Genomic DNA, 21,337 nt, shown 5'->3' on the forward strand with positions numbered 1-21,337 from the left:
AAAATGACAGAGAAATATGACGGAGCCGTCTCCGCTGCCATGCGGGAACGGATAAAAGAGACACTGGCGCAGATCGAAAAAACACACCGTGTAAAAGTGCTCTATGCCTGTGAATCCGGCAGTCGCGGGTGGGGTTTTGCCTCCCCCGACAGTGATTATGATGTGCGGTTTATCTATGTGCATCAGCCGGACTGGTATCTCGCGCTCGACAAAAAGCGGGATGTGATCGAAAAACCGATTGACGATGAGCTGGATGTGGCGGGATGGGAGTTATCCAAGGCACTGAGATTGCTGAGAAACTCAAATCCTGCGCTGATTGAATGGCTGAGTTCGCCGGTGGTGTATTATCAGGATGAAGCATTCACCGGGGAAATAAAAGCGCTTGCAGGGCAGTTTTATTCTGTCCGCAAGGCACGCTATCACTACCTGTCGATGGCAAAACGCAACACGCAGGAGCATTTGCTGGCAGAGCAGGTCAGGTTGAAAAAATACTTTTATGTCCTGAGGCCGGTGATGGCATTGCGCTGGATAGCCGCCGGGAAAGGTCTGCCGCCGATGGCATTTGACGCGCTGGTGGCGGGTACGATAACCGATACGGATGTAATGGCTGAGATCAGAGAATTACTGATACTGAAAACGTCGTCCGGTGAAAGCCACTATGGAGTGCGGCGGCCGGCGGTTGACCGGCTGATTCAGGATGTGCTGAATGAGGCTGAGAACCCGTTACCGGAAGCGCCGTATTATCACGACAGCCGGTTACTGGATCGGTTTCTGATGAAAACCGTCACTGCATATACAGAACATGCCCGCGCCTGATGCGGGCATGCTCTTATGTATCACAGGTAATTACGGGTATGCAGATCTGCCAGGGAGCGGACCAGGTCATTGACACCATTCGGTAACGGACTGAATTTACTGCCGTCTTTGCGGGTCATCACCACGAACACACCGATATTTTTCTCCGGTATCATCGCCATATAGGTATTAAATCCGCCGCCGCCGCCGGTTTTCTGATAAATCGCCGGAATATCCCCGACCGGTGCCAGATACACCCAGCCGAGACCCAGACCATCGGCCTCACCGGCAACATCCATCCCTTTGATCTCATTGAGATGACCACGTTTAAAATAGATGGTTTGCTCTTTGGTGGCCGTCGCTTTGCGCTGCGTGTTGCCGGAAGAGAGGAAGCGCTGCATCCACTTCTGCATATCCGCCGGGGTGGAGTACACACCGCCGCTGCCGATAGCCGCCAGCGTGCTGTAACAATCACTCGGTTTAAACCCGACCATCAGCCGCTTACACTGCGCGGCAGACGGATTATAGGTCGTATCTTTCATACCCGCCGGTTGTGTCACATAGTGGCGGAACAGCTCGCTGTACGGACGATTTCCGGCTTTTTCCAGCGCATCTGCCAGTAAATCATAGGCCAGATTGGAATACGCGGCCTCTGTTCCCGGCTGGGCCGTCAGTTTGGCGGTTTTCAGCCAGGTCCAGCGCTGATCACGGCTCGGCCAGGTAAACACCGGACGACCCCACTTTCCGCCGGGCTGCTCACGCGGCAGAATACTGGTGTGGCTCGCCAGGTGGAACAGGCGGATCGGCTTGCCGTTATAGGACGGCACGGAGGACTGTTTATAACTGTATTTCTGCAGCGGATCATTGAGATTCACCAGGCCGTCATCCGCCATCTTCACCATCACTTCGCTGGTCATCAGCTTACTGACGGACGCAATGCGGATCAGCGAATCCGTCCGTGGCTTAATACCATTTCCGGGACGGGTCTCGCCGTAGCTGCGGTGAAACACTTCGTTATTATCAATCACCACCATAAACATACCGCGGGCATCGGTTTCGGAGAAAATTTTCTCACCTACCTCATCGACCAGCTGCGGTGCCAGCTTCAGCGCTTCCGGATTGCTTTCAACAATAGACCAGTCAAGCGGCGGACGTTCGGCAGGCGCTGTACTGTGTTTCTCCGGCTGCGAAGAGCAGGCGGACAGCGCGATAGCCAGCAGCGATAACGGCGTCAGGCGCACAATATGACGGTGTAATTTACTCATGATAATTCAACAGCCTTCCATGCAGACACAGGGATATGACACTGTAAGTCAGTTATTTTTTGAAGATACGTAACAGGATACCAATGACGATACCAATAAAAATACCTGTCGCAACCCATCCGGCAAAGCCCATACCCACCTCACATTTATCGGGAACCGGAGAGGATTATATAAGCAATTGTATTGAAGTCTATTCATCCGGGGCACAATCGCGGTAAATAAAAAAATATTATTATTCAGTGCGGAAATAAAGCGGGATTCTCCCGCCACCGCACAAATCCCGCATCCTGCTGAAACGCCGTCTTTTTAACCACTCAGCAAACCGCCTCTGTGATAGTTGTTGCACCACAGAGTGCCGCAAGTATAATAACGACGTTTTCCAGAACACACTTCTGTGCCGGAGTGGCGGAATTGGTAGACGCAGTTGATTCAAAATCAACCGCCCACGGGCGTGCCGGTTCGATTCCGGCCTTCGGCATTCTTAAGTGAAATCAAGCTACCGCAAGGTGGCTTTTTTTGTGCCTGAAATTCATTATCCGGCTGTTTTTCTCTGCATTTCTTGTTTGTAACTTACTGTAAAATAACATTTTAATTTTTTATTACGGGTTCGTGTAACGCATTCCTGTTACGCCGTCGCCGTCCGGGCGCTACCGGGGCAAAAAAAGTCAATTTTGTGGTCAATTCGCTTCGATTTACATTTTGACCCGGAAAAAGGGGGCCATTTCAGGGCTGAAAAGGGCGCACATTAATAGATTCACTATCAATAAATAATGAAAATGCGTTCATGAAATAAATAACGGCATCGATATATCCCGGTAAAAAAACAGTGTTTTTATTTTTCCAAATAAAAACAATGCATTAAATTTCACCTTACCGGCTGCATTAACCCGCCATTACACCGGTTTATTTATCCTGCATTGTTTTCGGTTGTCCACACTGTTCTGCGCCTCTCTGTCACCCGCACAATAAATGTTTGATTTCGCAAATAGACTTCTTTGTTGTCTCTGAAATACGTAAAAGCCACGATGCGATACACCAATTCGACAAAGGAGTGATCCGGACTTATGGCATTAAGCGACATAGCAGCAAGGAACGCAAAACCCGGTAAAAAGATGTACAAACTGACCGACGAATATGGCCTGTATCTTCAGGTGAATCCGGCCGGTACAAAGCGCTGGTATTTTAATTTCGTATTTGACGGCAAACAGAGCCGGATTGCCTTCGGCGGGTATCCGCTGGTGTCGCTGTCACGCGCCCGTGAGAAACGCGATGAGGCTCGTCTGATGATACTGGACGGTGTTCACCCGAAGCAGAAACGTATCGCGGAAAAAGAAGCCGAAGAGGACGCGCTGAATACCTTTGAGAAAATGGCGCGGGAATGGTCACAGCAGATGCTCAGACGGCGGCGCTGGTCAGAAACACACGCCCGGCGGGTCTGGCGCGATCTGGAAAAACATGTTCTCCCGGAAATCGGTGATCAGCATGTCGGGACGCTGAAAACCAAAGATCTGCTGGCACCACTGCGGGTTGTGGAAGCGAATGACCGCCTTGAGCTGGCCTCGCGGCTGAAACAGCGGATCACCGACATTATGGGGTATGCGGTTCAGTGCGGCCTGATTGACCGTAATCCGGCAAAAGACATGGCGGGAGCGCTGATGCCGCCGCGTGTGACTCACCGTCCGGCACTACGGCTGGAACGGTTGCCGGAGCTGCTGACAAAGCTGGATTATTACAACGGCCGTGAGTTAACCAAACTGGCGATACAGTTCACGCTGCTGACGTTCTCGCGCTCCAGTGAAATCCGCCTCGCCCGCTGGTCTGAATTCGACACAGAACGCGCCATATGGACGATTCCGGCGCAGCGCACACCAATTCCCGGTGTGAAATTCTCTTATCGCGGCGCAAAAATGCAGTCAGAACACATTGTGCCGCTGTCGCGTCAGACACTGCTGATTCTGGATGAAATCCGTGCCGTCAGCGGCGGAGAAGGGCTGCTTTTTCCCGGCGATCACAGCCTGATAAAACCGATGAGTGAAAATACCGTAAACAACGCCCTGCGGACGTTGGGCTATAACACCGCCACCGAGCTGTGCGGCCACGGCTTCCGCACCATGGCATGCAGCGCCCTGATTGAGTCAGGAAAATGGTCACGGGACGCGGTCGAACGGCAGATGAGCCACCAGGAACGCAACACCGTCCGTGCCGCCTATATTCACAAGGCCGAGCATATTGTGGAGCGAAAGCTCATGATGCAATGGTGGGCGGATTATCTCGATGCAGTCAGCCGGGAATTTGTTGTGCCGTATGAGTTTGAGGGAGGGTAACTTTCTTCACCACAGCACCGGCCATTTTTTGGGTGGCCGGTGCTGATGTATTGCCTGTAAAACCTGGGGAATTTAACGGCGCCTGCCAGGGAAAAAACGTGAAAACGTCCCCCACTTCGTCCCCCACATAGCAGGGTGCCACTTCTTCCCCCACTTCATTTTCAGGAATCTCCATAACTCACTGTTTATAATGAAATTACAGCATTTCCCCCACTTAGGTCCTATATATACGTGCGAAGTGGGGGAAAACACCGGTTTTTGTGGTTCTCCGGACAGCTTCCCCCACTATTCCCCCGTTTAGTCCCCCACTTTGGTCTGATGTGGCAGCGGGATGATTTCCTCGCCCCGGAATGCGATCAGATTGTCTTTTTCCAGCTTATCGAGCCAGCGGGAGAACTTTTTGGAGACATCAAAATTCATTGCTTTCATATCGTCACGCAGCACGGCACGGGTACAGCTTTCGCCTTTGGCTGTCCGTGAGCGGATAGCCTGCCACAGAGCGACATGGTTATCTGTCAGGCGCGGAACACCGGCCAGATCCGGATCAGATGCCGGGTCGTCATCCCGGACCTCCCGTCCTTCATCATTCAGTACCAGCGAGGTGATGTGATCACCGTCCTCATCCACATACAAATCCACAGAGTGCAGGTCATAGGCCTGACGCGGCGGTTCTTCCGCATCTTTCATTTTGGTGCAACTGAGGATAATGGCCGGATCTTCGCCCTCACGGCGTACATGGAACTCCACATCCAGCGCGGCACGGAACGCACTGGAACCCCGCGCGCCTTTATCCTGATCTTTGCCGGAGTGATGGATAACCAGCACGGTGGCCTGTGTGGCGGCTTTGATGAAATCGCATCCCTGAATGAATGCCCCCATATCTTTCGCTGCGTTCTCGTCCGAACCACCGAAACAGCGGGCGAGGGTATCGAGGATGATCAGGCGTACCGGCATACCCGTTGTGGTTTTCACATCATTGGCAGCCTGTATCACCTGCTGCACGCTGTCCGGGCTGGCCGGGAAGATCGGACAATCCACACGGTAGAGTGAATCTATCGGGCTGCCGCCGTTCAGCGTCTGTTCCCATGCACGGATACGGCGGGGAACGCCGATCCCGCCCTCACCGACAACATAAATCACCGCGCCCTGTGTGACCGGCTTGCCCGCCCACGGTTTGCCGGTCGCGATATGGCATCCCCACGAGACCGCCAGAAAGGATTTGTAAGAGCCGCTGGCACCATAAGCACTGGCAACGGAGGAACCGGGCAGATAGCCCTTGATGAGATAATCCTGACGCGTATCAAAGCCGTCAGAGCCTTTACGCAGCGGAAGAGAGGTGCGGAACGGCGGCGCGTTGTAATCAATGCAGCTCACCGGGACGCGCTGCGGCTGGTAACGCTGTTTATAAAAGGCGGCTTTGGTGGCCTCAATACCGTGCTGCCGGCGGAAATCATCCCAGTCACACTGCGAGGCCGCCGGCGGCAGTGAAACCCAGCCATTCACCGCCCGGGCGGCTTTCTCTGCCAGAGTTTTGCCGGTATTGGCCGTACCGTCAGTGCGGATATCATGATCGCCTGCCAGAATAATAATGGCCTCCGGGTGCTGATTACGTAACGCATTCGCGACATTGATAAGATTATTGGCTGAAACCGCAGCCACAATGGCCGCTGAGGTACTAATCAGGCTGAGCGTCAGACCGGTCGCATAACCCTCCGTGATAATGATGGTCTCCGGTGCTTCCGGAAATTGCACGGTGATAAACGCCTCTTTAAGCTGAGAGCCGGGCAGCAGCCGCTTTTCACCGGCCGGGTTAATCAACTGAGCTCCGGTAAGATCACCGGCGGTATTGTTCAGCGTGAGTAGCAGGCTGCCTTCACCGAAGGTGATATCACTGATTTGCAGGGTTTGCTGCGCGGTCAGGCAGGGCAACCGGGCAGAGAGTCCTTTCTCCGTGAGATAAGGGCTTTCGCGCATTTCGCTGTGGCTGAGGAGCTGGCTGATTCTCTCCTGCGGCACCCGGCGGTGATGGGTTTTTTCCCTGGCGGGCGGTGTTGACACTGCCAACACCTGGTTTTCTGTCAGTTGCGCCGCTTCGGACAAACTGCATTGCTTTACCAGTGCCACCAGATCCAGCCCGTCACCGTGGCCGCACTGATTACAGAACCAGGTACCGCGACCGGCTTTATCATCAAACCGGAAGCGATCTTTCCCGCCACAGGCAGGACAGGGGCCGTGTCTGCTATCCGGTGGCAGGGGAATATCCATCATCGCCATCACTGCCGCCCAGTTGTGGCGGCATCGTGCCACTACATCAGTCACTGATTTATTCATCGCTGCTCACCTCCGTTGTCAGCAGGGTATTAAGTGTATTGATACGTTCCCACAGGACGTACATCAGCAATTCTTCAGCATAGGGATGTTCAAGCCGGATAATGGCAAACGCGAGGGCACAGCACTGGTCAGAGAGTTCTTCAGGCGTGAGAGGGGTGTGATCATACATAAGGCACCCCCGCTGAAGTAAGAAAGAATCGCGGGTAAATGCAGGTGGGGATAGTAGCCATATAGCAGCCTCCGTCGGGGTCGACATGATGCTGCCACCTGAGACGCCAATCTCGTTGGTGGCAGCCCGGACAGGGTTGGCGTTACCGGCCCCAACGGATCCCGGCCTTCCTTGCGGAAGCCCTGCCCGGACTACCATTGAATACAGGCAGATAGGGGCAATCTCCGGAAACATGCTGCTGATGTTTCCGGAGACCGTGGGGAGATTCGAAACGCCAATTTCGGCTGCAGATTGTGCCGCAGCTCCGGTAGTATAACGTAAACAGCCTGTCAGAAAATAATAAAAAATAATCACTTGCGTGCGTCCTCGCGCCACAACATCAGTCACTGATTTATTCATCACTGCTCACCTCCGTTGTCAGCAGGGTATTAAGCGTATTGATACGTTCCCACAGGACGTACATCAGCAGTTCTTCAGCATAGGGATGTTCAAGCCGGATAATGGCAAACGCGAGGGCACAGCACTGGTCAGAGAGTTCTTCAGGCGTGAGAGGGGTGTGATCATACATAAGGCACCCCCGCTGAAGTAAGAAAGAATCGCGGGTAAGAGAAGGTAAGGGTAGTAGCCATAGGGCAGCCTCAATTGGACTTATATTGATGCTGCCACCTGAGACGCCAATCTCGTTGGTGGCAGCCCGAACGGGGTTGGCGTTACCGGGTCCAATTGATACCGGCCTTCCTTGCGGAAGCCCCGCCCGGACTACCATTGAATGCAGGTAGGTACGAGCTATCACCGGAAACATGCTGCTGATGTTTCAGGTGATCAATTGAAACTTCGGAACGCCAATTCCGGCTGCGGATTGTGCCGCAGCGCCGGTAGTATAACGTAAACAGCCTGTCAGAAAATAATAAAAAATAATCACTTGCGTGCGTCCTCACGTTTTTTTATGTACGATGCAATCCATTCATTTATTTCACTTTCCACCCAGGCGATGGAGCGGCCGCCGATTCTGACCGGGCGCGGGAATTTCCCGCGCTCCATCTGCACGTAAACCCATGACCGCTTAAAGCCGGTTTTCTTCATCACATCCCGAACCCGCAATAACGTGTAATCAGACATCATCAATCCTCTTTTTGTGTGTAAACGCGCTCGACATAACGGCCACGGCCATCACCATGACCTAAATCCATCGATGTCAGCGCCCTGGCTTCCGTGCGGGAATAGCCCTGAGACAGGTAATGCGCGATAGAATCCTGCGCCCGTGCATAACGCAGACTGTGCGGCGAGTAGCAGCCGGTCAGCCCGATACGTGCGGTATGTGTGCGCCAGTAATTCATCGCGGCCTTTAAATCCGGCTTATCGATCAGTCTGCCGTTGCGGCCTTCCGCAACCCGCAGCGCGTTTTCCACCGCCTGTTTCAGGGCGTCCCGGTCGATAATCTGTACTTCCCGCGGACGGCCGCCTTTTGTACCAAACACAACGGTGACGGTTGAGCGGAAAGTGTTTATCTGATTTTTCCATTTGTTTATTGACGCACCACACTGCACCGCCTCCTGTGATCTCAGACCTAACAGACGGGCAAGTTGCAGCGCACAGGCAAAGCCCTCATCACGCGCCTGAGCCTGTCGCAGTGCGGCCTGAAAGTGATCATCCGGGATTGCCAGTTTTGTTCCGGCACGGCTCGCTCCGCTTAATCCGAGCGCCTTATTGGTCAGCCGTTCTGATTCAGCCAGCTTATCTCTGCCGCCTGTCCGGAGAACGCAGCGCAGGGCGGCCATTTCATTCTGCAATGAGCGCAGGGTGATCCCGGATGACAGGCGATCCGCAATAAACTGTTCGATATGCTTTGATTTCAGATGCCGGATATCTTTGATCTGGATGTTCAGCGCGAGCAGATGACAGCTGAATCTCTCCATAATCCGGATACGGTCATGCACGGTTTTGAAACTGCCACCGGCCTGTTTCGCCAGCGTGGTCATTTCTCGGGTTAATTTACTCATACGGATTCCCTGTATTGCGGCTGACTGCGTGTCTCCGGCGCGTGGTTTGGTGTGCTGAACGATACCTGTGCGCCGGAGCGGGCAGAGGTTGAGGTATTACGGGGCATCGGTATTGCACTCTGTGCAGCCGCCTGCATAAGCAGGTTATCCCCACGGGCTGAGCAGCCCGTCCCCGGTATCGGTTCAGTGTGGTTATGGTCTCCTTTTTGGTGATTTATCAGACGCTGACAGTGGTGTCAGAGGCATGACGATGTGTGTAAGTGGTGTCTCACAAGGGCTGAGGGCGGTCTGTGCAGCGGCGTCACTTTCACTGCGTAAAAGTGACGCCTGAGACTCATTGCGCCTGTCAGACGTTTAACAGCATTGTTTTTACGGCATACTGCGGTCACCCGAAGGCGTCAGTTGCAGACCACAATGACATTGGCATGTGACCACCCGAAGGCGTTTCTTGCAGGTCACGGGAAACATTGGCTTTGGCTGCTGTCAGTGACAGCGGAGTTACGCATATCACCGTAGGGGGAATACCCGGCAGGTTCAAGCGGGTTTACGCATCCTGAAAATGGCCGTAAAAGGTCGCTCTGCTGTAAAGCCAGGAAATACCCGGAATTAGGTCGCTAATAATTAGCATCGGTAATTGTATTTTGGTTTTAAAAGATTTCCGGAGTAGATCGGGTGATTGAGAATTGGGGGGGAAGTAATCGTCAGAAAAGGTAGTGTTTTTTTGAGCAGAAAAATGGCAGGATATAGCTATGACCACCATCAATAAATCATTTAAATTCATCATGTTAAATGAATACGAAATTGATAAAGAGATTAACAGTGAAAGTTCGCGGGACATTGAACTGCGGGTTACATTTAAAAGCCCGGCGTTTGAAGCCATCCACAGCTCAGTGTCTGGCTTATTCCGCATCGGAGCGATTACACAGGAGGTTATGTGTAAATTTGATAAAGCGTGTATCAGCAGTAGAAATGAACGCTGCTCTGGGTAGGTTATTGGGGTAACTGTTGATTTTTGCTTGCTAAGCTAATAGTGATTAATCGGTTTCACTCCATTTAATGATCTTGGCTGCCTGTCCGGATAATCCTTTGAAAATTGCATCACTGATATGCGGAGGAAAATCTGCCGGTAACCCGGTGGTAACAGCAGTAATCACCTTATCTGTGCGGGAAGCCATTTCAAGCATAAGATGACGGGCGGTATCCTGAGAAAAGCCAACCCGTGCGGCGGTACTGATAAAATGCCGTGGTTGTATCATCGCAAAATTATATTGTTTATTTTTTCCGTACAGCGCCATTGCCATTTTGGCTTTTTTAAGCGGAATGCTCCTGCTGCCAAAAATAGGAAATGCAGACATCACATCATAAAGCGGTGTCATCCTGAACGATGTTTCAGGTTCGATAAACAAACTGAAGTTTTTTCCGTGTCCGTCGATAGCGGCCAGCATCCAGAACAGAATCTGTGATTTAAAAAATAACTCACGATCCTGAGTAGCAAAGCGGGAACCTAACAGCAGATTCATTGCATCCGAGATCCCCGGGCCACCATGTGATTCATATTTCAGTGCCGGTGAAACCCCCAGAGCCTGACAAAAATCCTCTTGAGGCAAACGCATCAGCCAGCCGTTCTGTGACCACTTCCGGTCAAAACGCTCTACGACCAGCACTTTTTTCTGACCAAATACGGCTAATTCAGCATTGGCTGCCGGAAATCCGAAGGCTTTGGCGATGCGTAAACACAGCCATTCGTTTTCACAGCTTTCCCGCAGGTCAATATTGTTTTGTTCTATCCGTCCAATAGGAAGTTTAAAAATATGACTGGTCGGTGTGCTGCCTTGTGGTCGTTGCCAGCAGTTCTGATACCAGAGCAGGGCTGTTTTTTCCTGAGCTCCGGCTAAAGAAATACGGAAATCAGCATCTTCTTCCATTCCCAGAGGTGCGGTCTGATAACCATCAAGCAGTGTTTCAATCTGATGCTCATCCAGTGGCTCAGCTTGTGTTTCCATGACAGATGGCATCTCGTTGCCTGACGGATATAACTGAATTGCGCCCACGCAGTCACGCCCGACACTTGCCAGCAGATCAAACGGGTGCGTTGTATCAACATGGAACCGTGTCTGCATCCTGGCAATAATCGTCTCTGAATCCGGCAGCAGGTTGCTGAAGAAATTAAATACTTCTTTACCTCTGATTCTGTTGTGCTGAAGAGGCAGTGATAATGAAATAGCACGGGAACCGGGCTCAGACAGCCACTCCGGCGTGTATTCGAATGACATAGCACCCGTACCATCCCGATACAGTGTACCTACCACATCACCGTTCATGGCGACTGTCAGTGCCTGTACTTTCATCTCTTACCACTCCTTATTCCAGGTCTTTTTCTCATCCGGAGCTGAGCCACGTTTCGTAACATGAAGCTCCAAATCCAGAGCAGCAAGGATCTTGAACAACGTTTCCAGCTTAGTGGATTCAGGTTTGTTCTCGAAATCAGAAACGGTTGTCTGTTTGATACCAATCAGCTCAGCAGTCTGAGTCTGACTCATCTTACTGATTTTTCGCTGATCTCTGACAGCATTAGCCAGTGCGGTCGGTGATGTGATTTTCATTTTTATCCTCTGTGGCGGATATTTTAATAATATCCCCTATGGGGGATAAAATTAGAATAGCTGCTATGAGGGATAAAGGCAATGTAAGTTAGTATTCTTAGTTGGTAGCGGGAAGATAGGTCTATACAAGGGATATCTACTAATTCTCTTGAGACTGAGAAGGTTGTGATACCCAGGGAAGTTATCAGCATTTAATTCCGATAAAATGCGTACATTTATTTTTTTTGGAATAATATATCGATTTATAAAATAAATTGATGTTTTTTGCGGCAAACTAAAAATATATCTAAACATCGTGGCGCAATTTATACAAAAAATGGAATTAATTCATATCATTGATTAGTAACATTTTATTAAAATTCTATTGATAAGTTTTTAAATGTATTTATCATGCATATGATTTGTTTCATATTATAATTATAGGTAATGAATGGTGGGTGCCTAGTGGATGAATATAAATGTAATTTAATATATGAACATTATAAAAGTAATGTATCTATATTGAAATCAGCAGGAAATAAAAGAGATTTTTTATTTTATCTCTTGGTTTTATCAATGATTTTAATAGCTCTCCAGAGTATGAATTCTGATTTTATTAATGGTGTTTTAGTTAGTGTTGGTAAGCTTGACAATAATAGATTGCCAGGTGATGAAATATTATTTTTAACATTTGTGATTTTGTCATTTGTATTATTTGTTAAGTACACTCAGTCTTGTTTTTTTATTAATATGTGCTACAAGTATTTAAATTTAATAGAATCTGAGTTAAATAAGGAATTTGTAGGAACAAAGTTATTTACTTTTGAAGGAGAGTTTTATAAGAGCAGCAATTCCTTCTATAGAACGATGATTTCATTTTTTTATAAAATAGTTTTTCCAATTATTATTATTTTATTCATTATTTCCATCATGATCTATAATTTTTACAGACTAAAATACTATGACATCTACTATATAATTAATACCACTGTCTTTTTTATTTATATTATTTATTTGTTTGTTTATATTTTTAAAAAGTGAGGCTAACTTTGAATAGTAAAGTGAAGGCATTTATTAGTTATAGTCGTGATGATGAAAATCATAGAGATAATATAATTAGATATTTAGAGACTAATAAAGATTTGGAAATATGGTATGATAAAAAGTTATTAGGTGGAGATAAATTCAATGATATCATAGATAATAAAATAAAGGAGTGTGATATTTTTATTTTTTTAATCTCACAAAGTTTCCTTAACTCTAAATATTGTAATGAAATCGAATTGGGCGGGGCGTTAGAAAGAAAATATAATAATGACGCAGTAAAAATAATTCCTGTAATACTTGATTATTGTACTTTTAGTTCATCAGTTTTATCTGAATATAATGCATTACCAGATGATGCTCAACCAGCAGCATCATATGAAAATATTAATAAAGCATACCTTGATATAGCTAAAGGAATAAATAAAGTTATTAGTGAAATTAAAGGTAATAATGTGGTAGTCACTTGTGCACAAAACGTAAATAGTAATAAAAAAAAGGTTTCATTAAATAGTGTATTTGAAGATTATCTTTCTGATCTCGGTTTTACTATCCAGCATAGAAGAAAAGAATATCTTTATCTTGAGGATCTTTTCATTTATCCTGACTTAAAAAAATATAGTTATCAATTTGATAATTATGACCTTTTTGTGAATTCAAAAATTGCATTAAATTATAAGAACATTGCTAATAATAAAATATTTCTTATAGGAAGTGAACAATCAGGAAAATCTACGCTATCTAAAATTTTATTCAGAGAATATTATGAAGCAGGCGGATTTCCAATATTAATTAAGGGTGAGCTGTTTAAAAAAACATCAGAAATAAATAATGTAATTGATAGTGCTATGAGAGAACAGTATTTATCAACAGGTGTCATTGACAGAAATAATTTAATACTCATTATTGATGATATAACTGAATCACCAATGAATGAGAAATTTCAGAGAAACCTTATTTCTAATTTGGTAAGTAGTTTTAATAGTATAATTGTTATTGCTGATTCAAAAATAAGGTTCAGCGATCAGCTTTTGAAAGATTTTGATGACTTTACTACTTATGAAATTACAGAGTTTAGCCACACTCAAAAGACAGAACTAGTTGAAAAATGGAATCAAATAGGAATAGATGAGACATCTATTATTGATGATGTACAGGCTCAAAATGATTCATTAAAGAGAAATATAGACTCAATCTTAATGAAAAATATTGTTCCTAGTAAGCCAGTATTCATTTTGATGATTTTACAGATATTAGAAACCAATACTCAGAGTGATTTTTCGCTAACATCTTATGGCCATTGCTATCATTCCTTAATTATTCAGTCATTCAATAAAGCAAATGTAAAACCTAATGAACTAAATGACTACTTTAATTATTTAGGTGAATTGGCGTATTTTATTTATAAAAAGGGAAATCATAAAATAACTCAAGATGAGTTAAATGAGTTTAAGGATTATTATTCAGACAATTACTATATTACCTCACATGAGGAAATTTTAGATAATTTAAAGAAATCTAAGATAATTAATCTTTGGATAGGTTCATTAAGTTTTCAGTATAAATATATATATTATTTTTTTGCAGCAAAAAAAATAACTGAAATTTCCAGTGATGAAATAATTCCTGTTATTGAAGAGTTGTGCGATAAAATTTACACAGAAAAAAATGCAAATATTTTAATATTTATTACTCACCATACTAAGGATATTAATATAATCAACTGCATTACTTCTAAGCTAAGTAATATATTTAGAGAGCACAATCATGCTACTTTAGGAAAAAATGATGTGGATTTTTTGAATGAAATGGCTATTGAAATACCTCAAATAGTTATTGATAAAACAAAAGATGTTGAAGAAGAAAGAGCAAAAGCTCTAGAATGCCAAGATCGTTACGAACGAGAATTTATATTAACTGAAAGTGATGGCGATGAGGTAAAAGATGAGAATGAGGATGAGGATGAGGATGTTTGTGCTGTTAATAAGGATTTATTAGATGTTAACCGTTCTTATAAAGCGGTTGAGGTTTTAGGACAAATAATAAGAAATAGAAAAGGTTCCATTCCAATTCCACAATTAGAGAAATTAGGAATGGAGACGTATTCAATAGGATTTAGATTCTTAGGTTTTTATTATAGTATAACACGAGAGCTTAAGGATGAGATAATATCTGAAGTTCATAGATTAATTTCGGAGAAAAAAAACTGGACAACTGAAAAAATAGCAAGAGAAGCTAGCATGTTTTATTGGACATATAGCTATATAATGTCATTGAATGTAATAAAAAAAATAGCACATTCTGTTGGTCATAAAGATTTATCTAGTTATTATTCAAAATTATCCGATAATTTTGGCACGGAGATTAGCAAGCTAGTAGAGATTACTATTCAGCTTGAGTTTACTAAAAAAATAAACAGGGCTCATATTGAATCTATATGGCTATTAGTTAAAGATAATTTAATGACACGGAGGTTATTACAAGAAATTATAATTACGCATCTTCATATGCATTATACTAATCATGAAGATAAAGCATGGATCTCCGAAAAGTTGCATATTCCTGTAAAAGATCAATTAGCCATGGAAAAAAGAAATGCTGTAAAAACACCACAATTGAAAATTAATAATACATAGTTGGTATTTTTTCAATTTAATATATATCTTTATGCTTATATAATCACTACCTCTTAATTGAAGTGGTGATTATGTATATCATATAGGGATAATGAGTCATTAAATATTAATTTTTTAAGATACAAATTTAATATTCTAACTATAATTAAACATTAAGGAAAGTTAGGATAGGCCATCTACAGGGTCATCTCTGATGTTTTTCCCATTATTTAAAATGAAAACAAAAGGTTACTAACCATTGCGATTCCGGCCTTCGGCATTCTTAAGTGAAATCAAGCTACCGCAAGGTGGTTTTTTTGTGCCTGAAATTCACTATCCGGCTGTTTTCCTCTGCATCTTTAGTTTATAACTTATTGTAAAATAACATTTTAATTTTACAATCCCCCTTGTCTGAAACAGTTCTGATTAGAGTTTTCCGGTTGTAATCCTGCATCCGGAACCAGGCCATTTCTTTCACATGGCTCAGTGATTTAAACTAATATGCATTTAAAAATTTCCGGCGGAATGATCCGTTAAAACGCTCAATAAACCCGTTTTGCTGTGGTTTTCCCGGCTGAATAGAATTCAGCGTGACCCCGTTTTCTGTACAAAGCTGACTCCGTTTATCTGATATAAATTCAGATCTGTTGTCCACCCGGATATATTCCGGTAACCTGCGTTCTTCTTTTAACCGGGATAAAATACGGATAATCCGCTCTGCCGGTTTCCGGCCCGGGGTGATAATTCCAGCCCGGCATAAATCGCTTTGATAACCGGAGCATCCTTAATTCTCCGGCCTGTATTTATCCGGTAAAAAGTGGTTCCGGGCAATGAGAAACCGATAAACCTGCCTGAGTTAATTCCTGAGTGCAGGTTTTTTTCGGTCATTATCAGCCCTTTTTTGCGCAAACTGAATAATAGCCAATCCGATGATTAACTCCGTCATGACGAACCCGGGTTTCGGGGCGGGATTCAATATAGGGACTGTTTTTGTGTGAAATATTCATCACTGAGGAAAAAACAGTCCCGGCGGTTATTGGCGACAAGCTCAAGAGGAACGTTCATCCGGCTCTGTTATACAAAACCCGGTAAAAGAATAACAAACGGATTTTATTTACAGGCTATTCAGCAACTCCCGCCGGTAAGGTAATGCAGTCATAGCCCCTTTCGCTGTTGTTGCCAGGGCACCGCAGACCTGAGCCTGCCGGATTACCGTACTTAGCACCTGCTCATCCTCCACCGGTCCGTATATTGCAAGACCAGCCAATAAACCGGCCACAAATGCATCACCGGCTCCGGTGGTATCAACGGTAACAACAGGTGTTGCCGCGAAATGCTGTGTTTTTCCGTCCCAATAGACCATGACGCCCTGTTTTCCCAGCGTTACCAGTAATAGCTCAGGAGAATACTTCGCCGCCAGCAGGTCAATTCCCCGCTGAATATTCGTTTCACCGCTGATAAAAAAGAGTTCTTCCTCCGATAACTTGACAACAGATGCAAACGTCAGTGCTTTATGCAGACAATCCCGCAGTAATGTTTCATCCTGCCATAAATCGGTACGGATATTGGGGTCAAAGCTGACACGCCCCCCTGCATCACATATCTGAGCCATCGCCTGAAATGCTGTACTCCGGCATGGTTCGGCGCTTAGTGCAATAGAGCAGACATGAAGCCATTCATTTTCATGAAATACCGGTAAATCCTCCTGCTCCAGAAAAAGATCAGCCGAAGGACGAACCATAAATGTGAATGTCCGCTCACCATTCTCATCAAGTTCCACCACGACAACGGATGTTCGGTGGCGGGGGTCACAGATCATATACGCGGTATCCACTTTTTCATTTGTCAGCGTCCGGTACATAAAGCGGCCAAACGGATCATCTCCCACCCGGCCGATAAAACCACTTTTCCCGTCAAGGCGCGCAATACCGGCCGCCACATTGGCCGGGGCACCTCCCGGAAGCTGCAACAGATAACCCGGTTTATCCGTTAATAAATCAACAACGGCATCACCTAAAACCCATACTTTTGATGTCATAATTAACTCCGCTGACAATTTTATATTAAGCTAAAACGATTAAGCTATAGTGCCAAAAGATACAGCCCCGATAAATACGGAAAACAGTAACGTTATTCAGGGAGAATCTTACGGCACAAACTATGCGGAATACCGGCGTATTTTCCGGTTCCGGCTATTCACACTGAGGCCCGGCTCAGCCACGGTGAAGAAATACAAACGGTATCACGGTGTGTTTCACCGTTAATAATATGCAGTGCACTCTGACGGCCTATTTCATAATGCGGCAATTGCACTGTCGACAGTGGCGGAATAAATAGCCCTCCGATCCCGACCATATTGTCATAACCGGTCACGGCAACATCAGCAGGGATATTCAGTCCGCAGGCCAGTAAAATCTGATATACAATAAACGCGATTCTGTCATTTCCGCAGATAACAGAATCAAATTCCGGTTTACCGTGACGGATATACCTGCGTACCACATCCGGAATATCGGCATAATGTTCATCAGATAAATAATGATGCAGTAAGTTTCCGGTATCCTCACCATAGTCCCGGAAGGCGCGCGTCAGACCTCTTATACGGCGGGCTGTCGCCGGATGTTCAGCCGGCAGGTACAGGCACAGGGGCCGGCGGCGGCCTGCCTTCAGCAATGCACTTACCGCATCATACTGTCCGTTTTCATCATCTGGTATGTAAGACGCTGTCGATGTGTTAACACTTTCACAATTCGCCAGCACCAGAGGAACTTTCAGCATCCGTCCTGAAATTTCGACCTGCCGCAGGCCCATTGTGGTAAAAATTATTCCGTCCGGACGATGCGAGAGCAAAAGATCCGCAATGGATTCCGGATTATCCCCTGCCAGCATATTGACGATATAGCTGTTCCAGCCGTATGAGCGGGCCGTTTCCTCAACAGATAAAATAATATCAACACAGAATGGTGATGTTGCGGTATCCAGTGCTAACACACCTATCGTCCGCGGCCCCTGGCCTGAACGGGTGCTGCGTATCATCCGCGCCGACAGATCCGGCGTGTAGCCGGTTTTACGGATGGCATCCTGAACACGAGCCAGTGTTTCTTTTTTTAGTTTATCCGGCTTGTTGATAGCCCTTGATACGGTCATCATGGAAACTTCAGCCAGCTTCGCCACATCCTTCAGAAATACCATCCTTTCCCCCCGATTACTCTGGCTGCTTCCTTCATCCCGGAAATAACGGTCACCCGACGACCGGAGAGAGTATAGCAACCAATAATATAATTATTTATTCAGCCTATCAGAGTAACGTGACATGAGTCACAAAACCTTAGTGTTAACATTAACATTAGTGATTAACATCCGGTTATCACCTTATTCGGGTTTTCGTAAAACAGCATTGACATTAAGAATATGACCAATCCAACGAAAGAGAATCTGCCCATGAGTAATAAAATACGTATTAATCGCTATGCTTACATGACTCTGAGCGGCCTGTTATTCACATTCTTCTGGACATGGTCATCTGTGTTTTCTTTGGTGTCGCTCTGGCTCAGTCAGAAAGTCGGCCTGAAGGGAACCGATACCGGTGTTATTTTTTCTGTTATCAGTCTGACGGCATTTTGTGCTCAGCCGCTGTACGGATTCATTCAGGATAAGCTCGGTTTACGTAAAAATTTACTGTTGTTTATCGGCTTGCTGCTGCTTATCAGCGGTCCGTGGTTTATTTTTGTCTGTACCCCGCTGTTACGGTGGAATATTGTTTCCGGTGCTATCAGTCTGGGCGTTTATGTCGGGGCAACTTTTTTTGCAGGCATAGGGGCACTGGAGTCTTACACTGAACGGGTCAGCCGCATTGCCGGATTTGAATACGGCCGTGCCCGCATGTGGGGATCTCTTGGCTGGGCTGGTGCCACATTTTTAGCAGGGATATTATTTAATATCGACCCTAATCTGAACTTTGCAATGGGCTCTGTTTCCGCAGTTCTGTTTCTGATTTTATTATGGACACTGCGGGACGTAAGGCCTCACGCAATGAATGAACTTGAATTCGGAAAAAGTAATGCACTGACATACTCAGATGCCTTTGCTCTGCTTCGTATGCGTTCATTCTGGTCACTGGTTATATTTGTCTGCGGGGTCAGTGTCTATAATGTGTATGATCAACAGTTTCCGGTATATTTCGCGTCCATGTTCACCGATGTGAATGAAGGAAATGAAATGTTCGGATACCTGAATTCCCTTCAGGTTTTTCTGGAAGCAGGCGGAATGTTCCTCGCGCCTTTTCTGGTAAACCGCGTCGGAGCCAAAAACGGCCTGCTTATCAGCGGATTTGTGATGGCGTTACGCATTTTCGGGTCAGGGCTTGCAGCGGATGCTGTCACTATTTCACTGATGAAATTACTGCATGCGGTGGAACTTCCTATCCTTTTGATTTCACTATTTAAATATATCACAACTGTATTTGATAAACGCTTATCAGCAACGATTTATCTGGTCGGATTCCAGTTTATTTCCTCACTATGTGCGGCGATTCTGTCGCCGCTGGCAGGGTACGGTTACGACACCCTGGGCTTCGCCGATACCTATATGATCCTCGCCTCTGTCGTTCTGATTATGACGATAGTATCAGGACTGCTGCTTACGCAAACCGGCACACCCGGAACCCGCCACATCACCATTGAAAAACGGACGGTAATATGATGAAACAACAACTTCTGGACGCGCAATCAGCACTTGAACAACTCCGCTCCCGGCGTGGTGATGAATTTTATCCTGACTTTCATCTTGCCCCGCCGGCCGGATGGATGAATGATCCGAACGGGCTTATCTATTTTAACGGATATTATCACGCCTTTTATCAGCATCACCCGGTAAATGCGGACTGGGGGCCGATGCACTGGGGGCATGCAACCAGCAAAGATATGATCCGATGGCACCACGAGCTGATAGCGCTGGCTCCCGGGGAAGAATATGACCGTGACGGCTGTTTTTCCGGTTGTGCGGTTGATGATAACGGCGTGTTATCACTCATTTATACCGGACATGTCTGGCTTGGTGATGAAGGTGATGACAGTGCTATCCGCGAGGTTCAGTGTCTGGCGACAACCACTGACGGGATACATTTCCGGAAACAGGGCGTTGTACTGACTCCGCCTGACGGCATCATGCATTTCCGCGATCCGAAAGTCTGGCGTGAAGATAATATATGGTGGATGGTTCTGGGAGCCCGCGATGCCTCAGATACAGGACAGGTATTACTGTACCGCGGAACATCACTGAGAGACTGGCAATTCGATCGTGTTCTGGCTCATGCGGATTACGGCGACAGTTATATGTGGGAATGTCCTGATTTTTTCCGCTGCGGTAAACACCACTATCTGATGTTTTCCCCGCAAGGTATGCAGCCTGACGGTTATCAGTACCGTAATCGTTTCCAGAGCGGTACTCTCCGGGGACACTGGCAGCCCGGCACTGTATTTGCGCAAACACAAAAGTTTCAGGAACTGGATCACGGGCATGACTTCTATGCCCCGCAATCTTTTACCGCGCAGGACGGGCGCCGTATCATCATGGCATGGATGGATATGTGGGAATCACCCATGCCGTCAAAACAGGAAGGCTGGGCCGGATGTATGACACTGCCGCGGGAATTATTCGAACGGGATGGCCGGTTATGTCAGCGTCCTGTCCGTGAAACAGCGTTATTACGCCGGGAAAGTACCCCGGTAACCAGCGGTATACTACATGGCAAAAAGGTATTAGCTGAAAATTGCGGTGCAACAGAACTGGAAATAATCTGGAATACCGCAGAAAGTCATGCCGAATGTTATGGTATACGGCTGGGCAATGCCATGGAATTATATGCCGATAATCAGCAAAAACGCCTGATACTGTGGAGATATAACCCCGGAGATAATTCAAACAGTTACCGTAGTATTGCATTACCGGCAGGAGAGCAGCTGACACTCCGGGTATTTATTGATCGTTCCTCTGCGGAAGTCTTTGTTAATGACGGGGATGCAACGCTGTCCAGCCGGATTTACCCGCAACCGGGCGCCCGTGAACTCGCCTTATTTGCCGACGCGGGAAGTGCTGTAATATCCGCAGGCACTCTGCGGAAACTGGGATAATCTGAAAAACCGCAGCCGGTAATCCGGTTTCCCGGATAATCCGGCTGCGGTTTTCTGTCAGTGCATAGTCACAAACACTTC

Annotated in this window: 16 protein-coding genes, 1 tRNA gene and 5 pseudogenes; 7 read left to right on the forward strand and 15 right to left on the reverse strand. The window is 46.4% G+C overall.

What is annotated here, in order from left to right:
- Positions 1–3 precede the first annotated feature (3 nt).
- Entirely contained in the window at positions 4–816 is an 813-nt protein-coding gene (locus tag U868_RS0105470; protein WP_025152407.1) for a nucleotidyltransferase domain-containing protein, read from the forward strand.
- 20 nt (positions 817–836) lie between these two features.
- On the opposite strand, the gene ampH is transcribed toward U868_RS0105470, so the two are convergent.
- Positions 837–2,060 (reverse strand): D-alanyl-D-alanine-carboxypeptidase/endopeptidase AmpH, encoded by a 1,224-nt coding sequence (gene ampH / locus U868_RS0105475; RefSeq protein WP_025152408.1) that lies wholly within the window; start codon positions 2,058–2,060, stop codon positions 837–839.
- A gap of 396 nt (positions 2,061–2,456) precedes the next feature.
- Here ampH and U868_RS0105485 point away from each other — a divergent pair.
- Positions 2,457–2,538: transfer RNA gene (locus tag U868_RS0105485), tRNA-Leu, on the forward strand.
- 586 nt (positions 2,539–3,124) lie between these two features.
- The gene (locus tag U868_RS0105490; RefSeq protein WP_025152409.1) at positions 3,125–4,384 is read left to right on the forward strand and encodes a tyrosine-type recombinase/integrase; all 1,260 of its coding nucleotides are present in this window, start codon (positions 3,125–3,127) and stop codon (positions 4,382–4,384) included.
- Between the two features lie 297 nt (positions 4,385–4,681).
- On the opposite strand, the gene U868_RS25860 is transcribed toward U868_RS0105490, so the two are convergent.
- The 9 genes and pseudogenes from U868_RS25860 to U868_RS25450 all read right to left on the reverse strand — a co-directional run bounded on the left by U868_RS25860 (position 4,682) and on the right by U868_RS25450 (position 9,021).
- Positions 4,682–5,758, reverse strand: a complete 1,077-nt coding sequence (locus U868_RS25860; protein ID WP_240182677.1) for a helicase RepA family protein — start codon at positions 5,756–5,758, stop codon at positions 4,682–4,684.
- A 66-nt stretch (positions 5,759–5,824) separates the two neighbouring features.
- Positions 5,825–6,715 (reverse strand): annotated as a pseudogene (locus U868_RS25865) (primase-helicase zinc-binding domain-containing protein); the annotation flags it as partial.
- Positions 6,708–6,884 (reverse strand): hypothetical protein, encoded by a 177-nt coding sequence (locus U868_RS25870; protein WP_234420384.1) that lies wholly within the window; start codon positions 6,882–6,884, stop codon positions 6,708–6,710. The pseudogene U868_RS25865 and the gene U868_RS25870, both read right to left, overlap by 8 nt.
- A 39-nt stretch (positions 6,885–6,923) precedes the next feature.
- A pseudogene (locus tag U868_RS25875) lies at positions 6,924–7,283 on the reverse strand (ash family protein); the annotation flags it as partial.
- Positions 7,276–7,452: a hypothetical protein gene (locus U868_RS25880; RefSeq protein ID WP_234420384.1), complete on the reverse strand. Its 177-nt coding sequence runs from the start codon at positions 7,450–7,452 to the stop codon at positions 7,276–7,278. The pseudogene U868_RS25875 and the gene U868_RS25880, both read right to left, overlap by 8 nt.
- Positions 7,453–7,491: 39 nt before the next feature.
- Positions 7,492–7,686: pseudogene (locus U868_RS26145) on the reverse strand (ash family protein); the annotation flags it as partial.
- A 116-nt stretch (positions 7,687–7,802) separates the two neighbouring features.
- The gene (locus tag U868_RS0105515) at positions 7,803–8,006 is read right to left on the reverse strand and encodes a helix-turn-helix transcriptional regulator (protein WP_080694318.1); all 204 of its coding nucleotides are present in this window, start codon (positions 8,004–8,006) and stop codon (positions 7,803–7,805) included.
- Complete coding sequence (locus U868_RS0105520) at positions 8,006–8,884, reverse strand: integrase domain-containing protein (RefSeq protein WP_025152413.1); 879 nt, start codon at positions 8,882–8,884, stop codon at positions 8,006–8,008. The genes U868_RS0105515 and U868_RS0105520 overlap by 1 nt, the downstream gene beginning before the upstream one ends.
- On the reverse strand, positions 8,881–9,021 hold the full coding sequence (locus U868_RS25450; protein ID WP_162817211.1) for a hypothetical protein: 141 nt from the start codon (positions 9,019–9,021) through the stop codon (positions 8,881–8,883). Before U868_RS25450 ends, U868_RS0105520 begins: the two co-directional genes overlap by 4 nt.
- Positions 9,022–9,720: 699 nt before the next feature.
- Here U868_RS25450 and U868_RS24420 point away from each other — a divergent pair.
- Positions 9,721–9,849, forward strand: a pseudogene (locus tag U868_RS24420) (helix-turn-helix domain-containing protein); the annotation flags it as partial.
- Positions 9,850–9,918: 69 nt separating this feature from the next.
- Here the strand turns inward: U868_RS24420 and U868_RS0105535 are convergent.
- Positions 9,919–11,232, reverse strand: coding sequence for a type II toxin-antitoxin system HipA family toxin (locus tag U868_RS0105535; protein WP_025152415.1), 1,314 nt, complete (start codon positions 11,230–11,232; stop codon positions 9,919–9,921).
- A 3-nt stretch (positions 11,233–11,235) separates the two neighbouring features.
- Entirely contained in the window at positions 11,236–11,487 is a 252-nt protein-coding gene (locus U868_RS0105540; protein ID WP_025152416.1) for a helix-turn-helix domain-containing protein, read from the reverse strand.
- Positions 11,488–12,515: 1,028 nt separating this feature from the next.
- Here U868_RS0105540 and U868_RS0105550 point away from each other — a divergent pair.
- Complete coding sequence (locus U868_RS0105550; protein ID WP_025152418.1) at positions 12,516–15,146, forward strand: TIR domain-containing protein; 2,631 nt, start codon at positions 12,516–12,518, stop codon at positions 15,144–15,146.
- Positions 15,147–15,624: 478 nt separating this feature from the next.
- Here the strand turns inward: U868_RS0105550 and U868_RS24425 are convergent.
- The 3 genes and pseudogenes from U868_RS24425 to U868_RS0105570 all read right to left on the reverse strand — a co-directional run.
- Positions 15,625–15,849 (reverse strand): annotated as a pseudogene (locus U868_RS24425) (integrase core domain-containing protein); the annotation flags it as partial.
- Between the two features lie 390 nt (positions 15,850–16,239).
- Entirely contained in the window at positions 16,240–17,163 is a 924-nt protein-coding gene (locus U868_RS0105565; RefSeq protein ID WP_025152420.1) for an aminoimidazole riboside kinase, read from the reverse strand.
- A gap of 158 nt (positions 17,164–17,321) precedes the next feature.
- Positions 17,322–18,317, reverse strand: a complete 996-nt coding sequence (locus tag U868_RS0105570; protein WP_025152421.1) for a LacI family DNA-binding transcriptional regulator — start codon at positions 18,315–18,317, stop codon at positions 17,322–17,324.
- 249 nt (positions 18,318–18,566) lie between these two features.
- Between U868_RS0105570 and U868_RS0105575 the strand changes: the two genes are divergently transcribed.
- Entirely contained in the window at positions 18,567–19,826 is a 1,260-nt protein-coding gene (locus U868_RS0105575; RefSeq protein ID WP_025152422.1) for an MFS transporter, read from the forward strand.
- Positions 19,823–21,256, forward strand: a complete 1,434-nt coding sequence (locus tag U868_RS0105580; protein ID WP_025152423.1) for a glycoside hydrolase family 32 protein — start codon at positions 19,823–19,825, stop codon at positions 21,254–21,256. The genes U868_RS0105575 and U868_RS0105580 overlap by 4 nt, the downstream gene beginning before the upstream one ends.
- The last annotated feature ends 81 nt before the right edge of the window (positions 21,257–21,337 follow it).

Origin of the sequence: Morganella morganii H1r, from assembly GCF_000633515.1 — a bacterium.
In the GTDB taxonomy this organism is placed as follows: Bacteria; Pseudomonadota; Gammaproteobacteria; order Enterobacterales; family Enterobacteriaceae; genus Morganella; species Morganella morganii_B.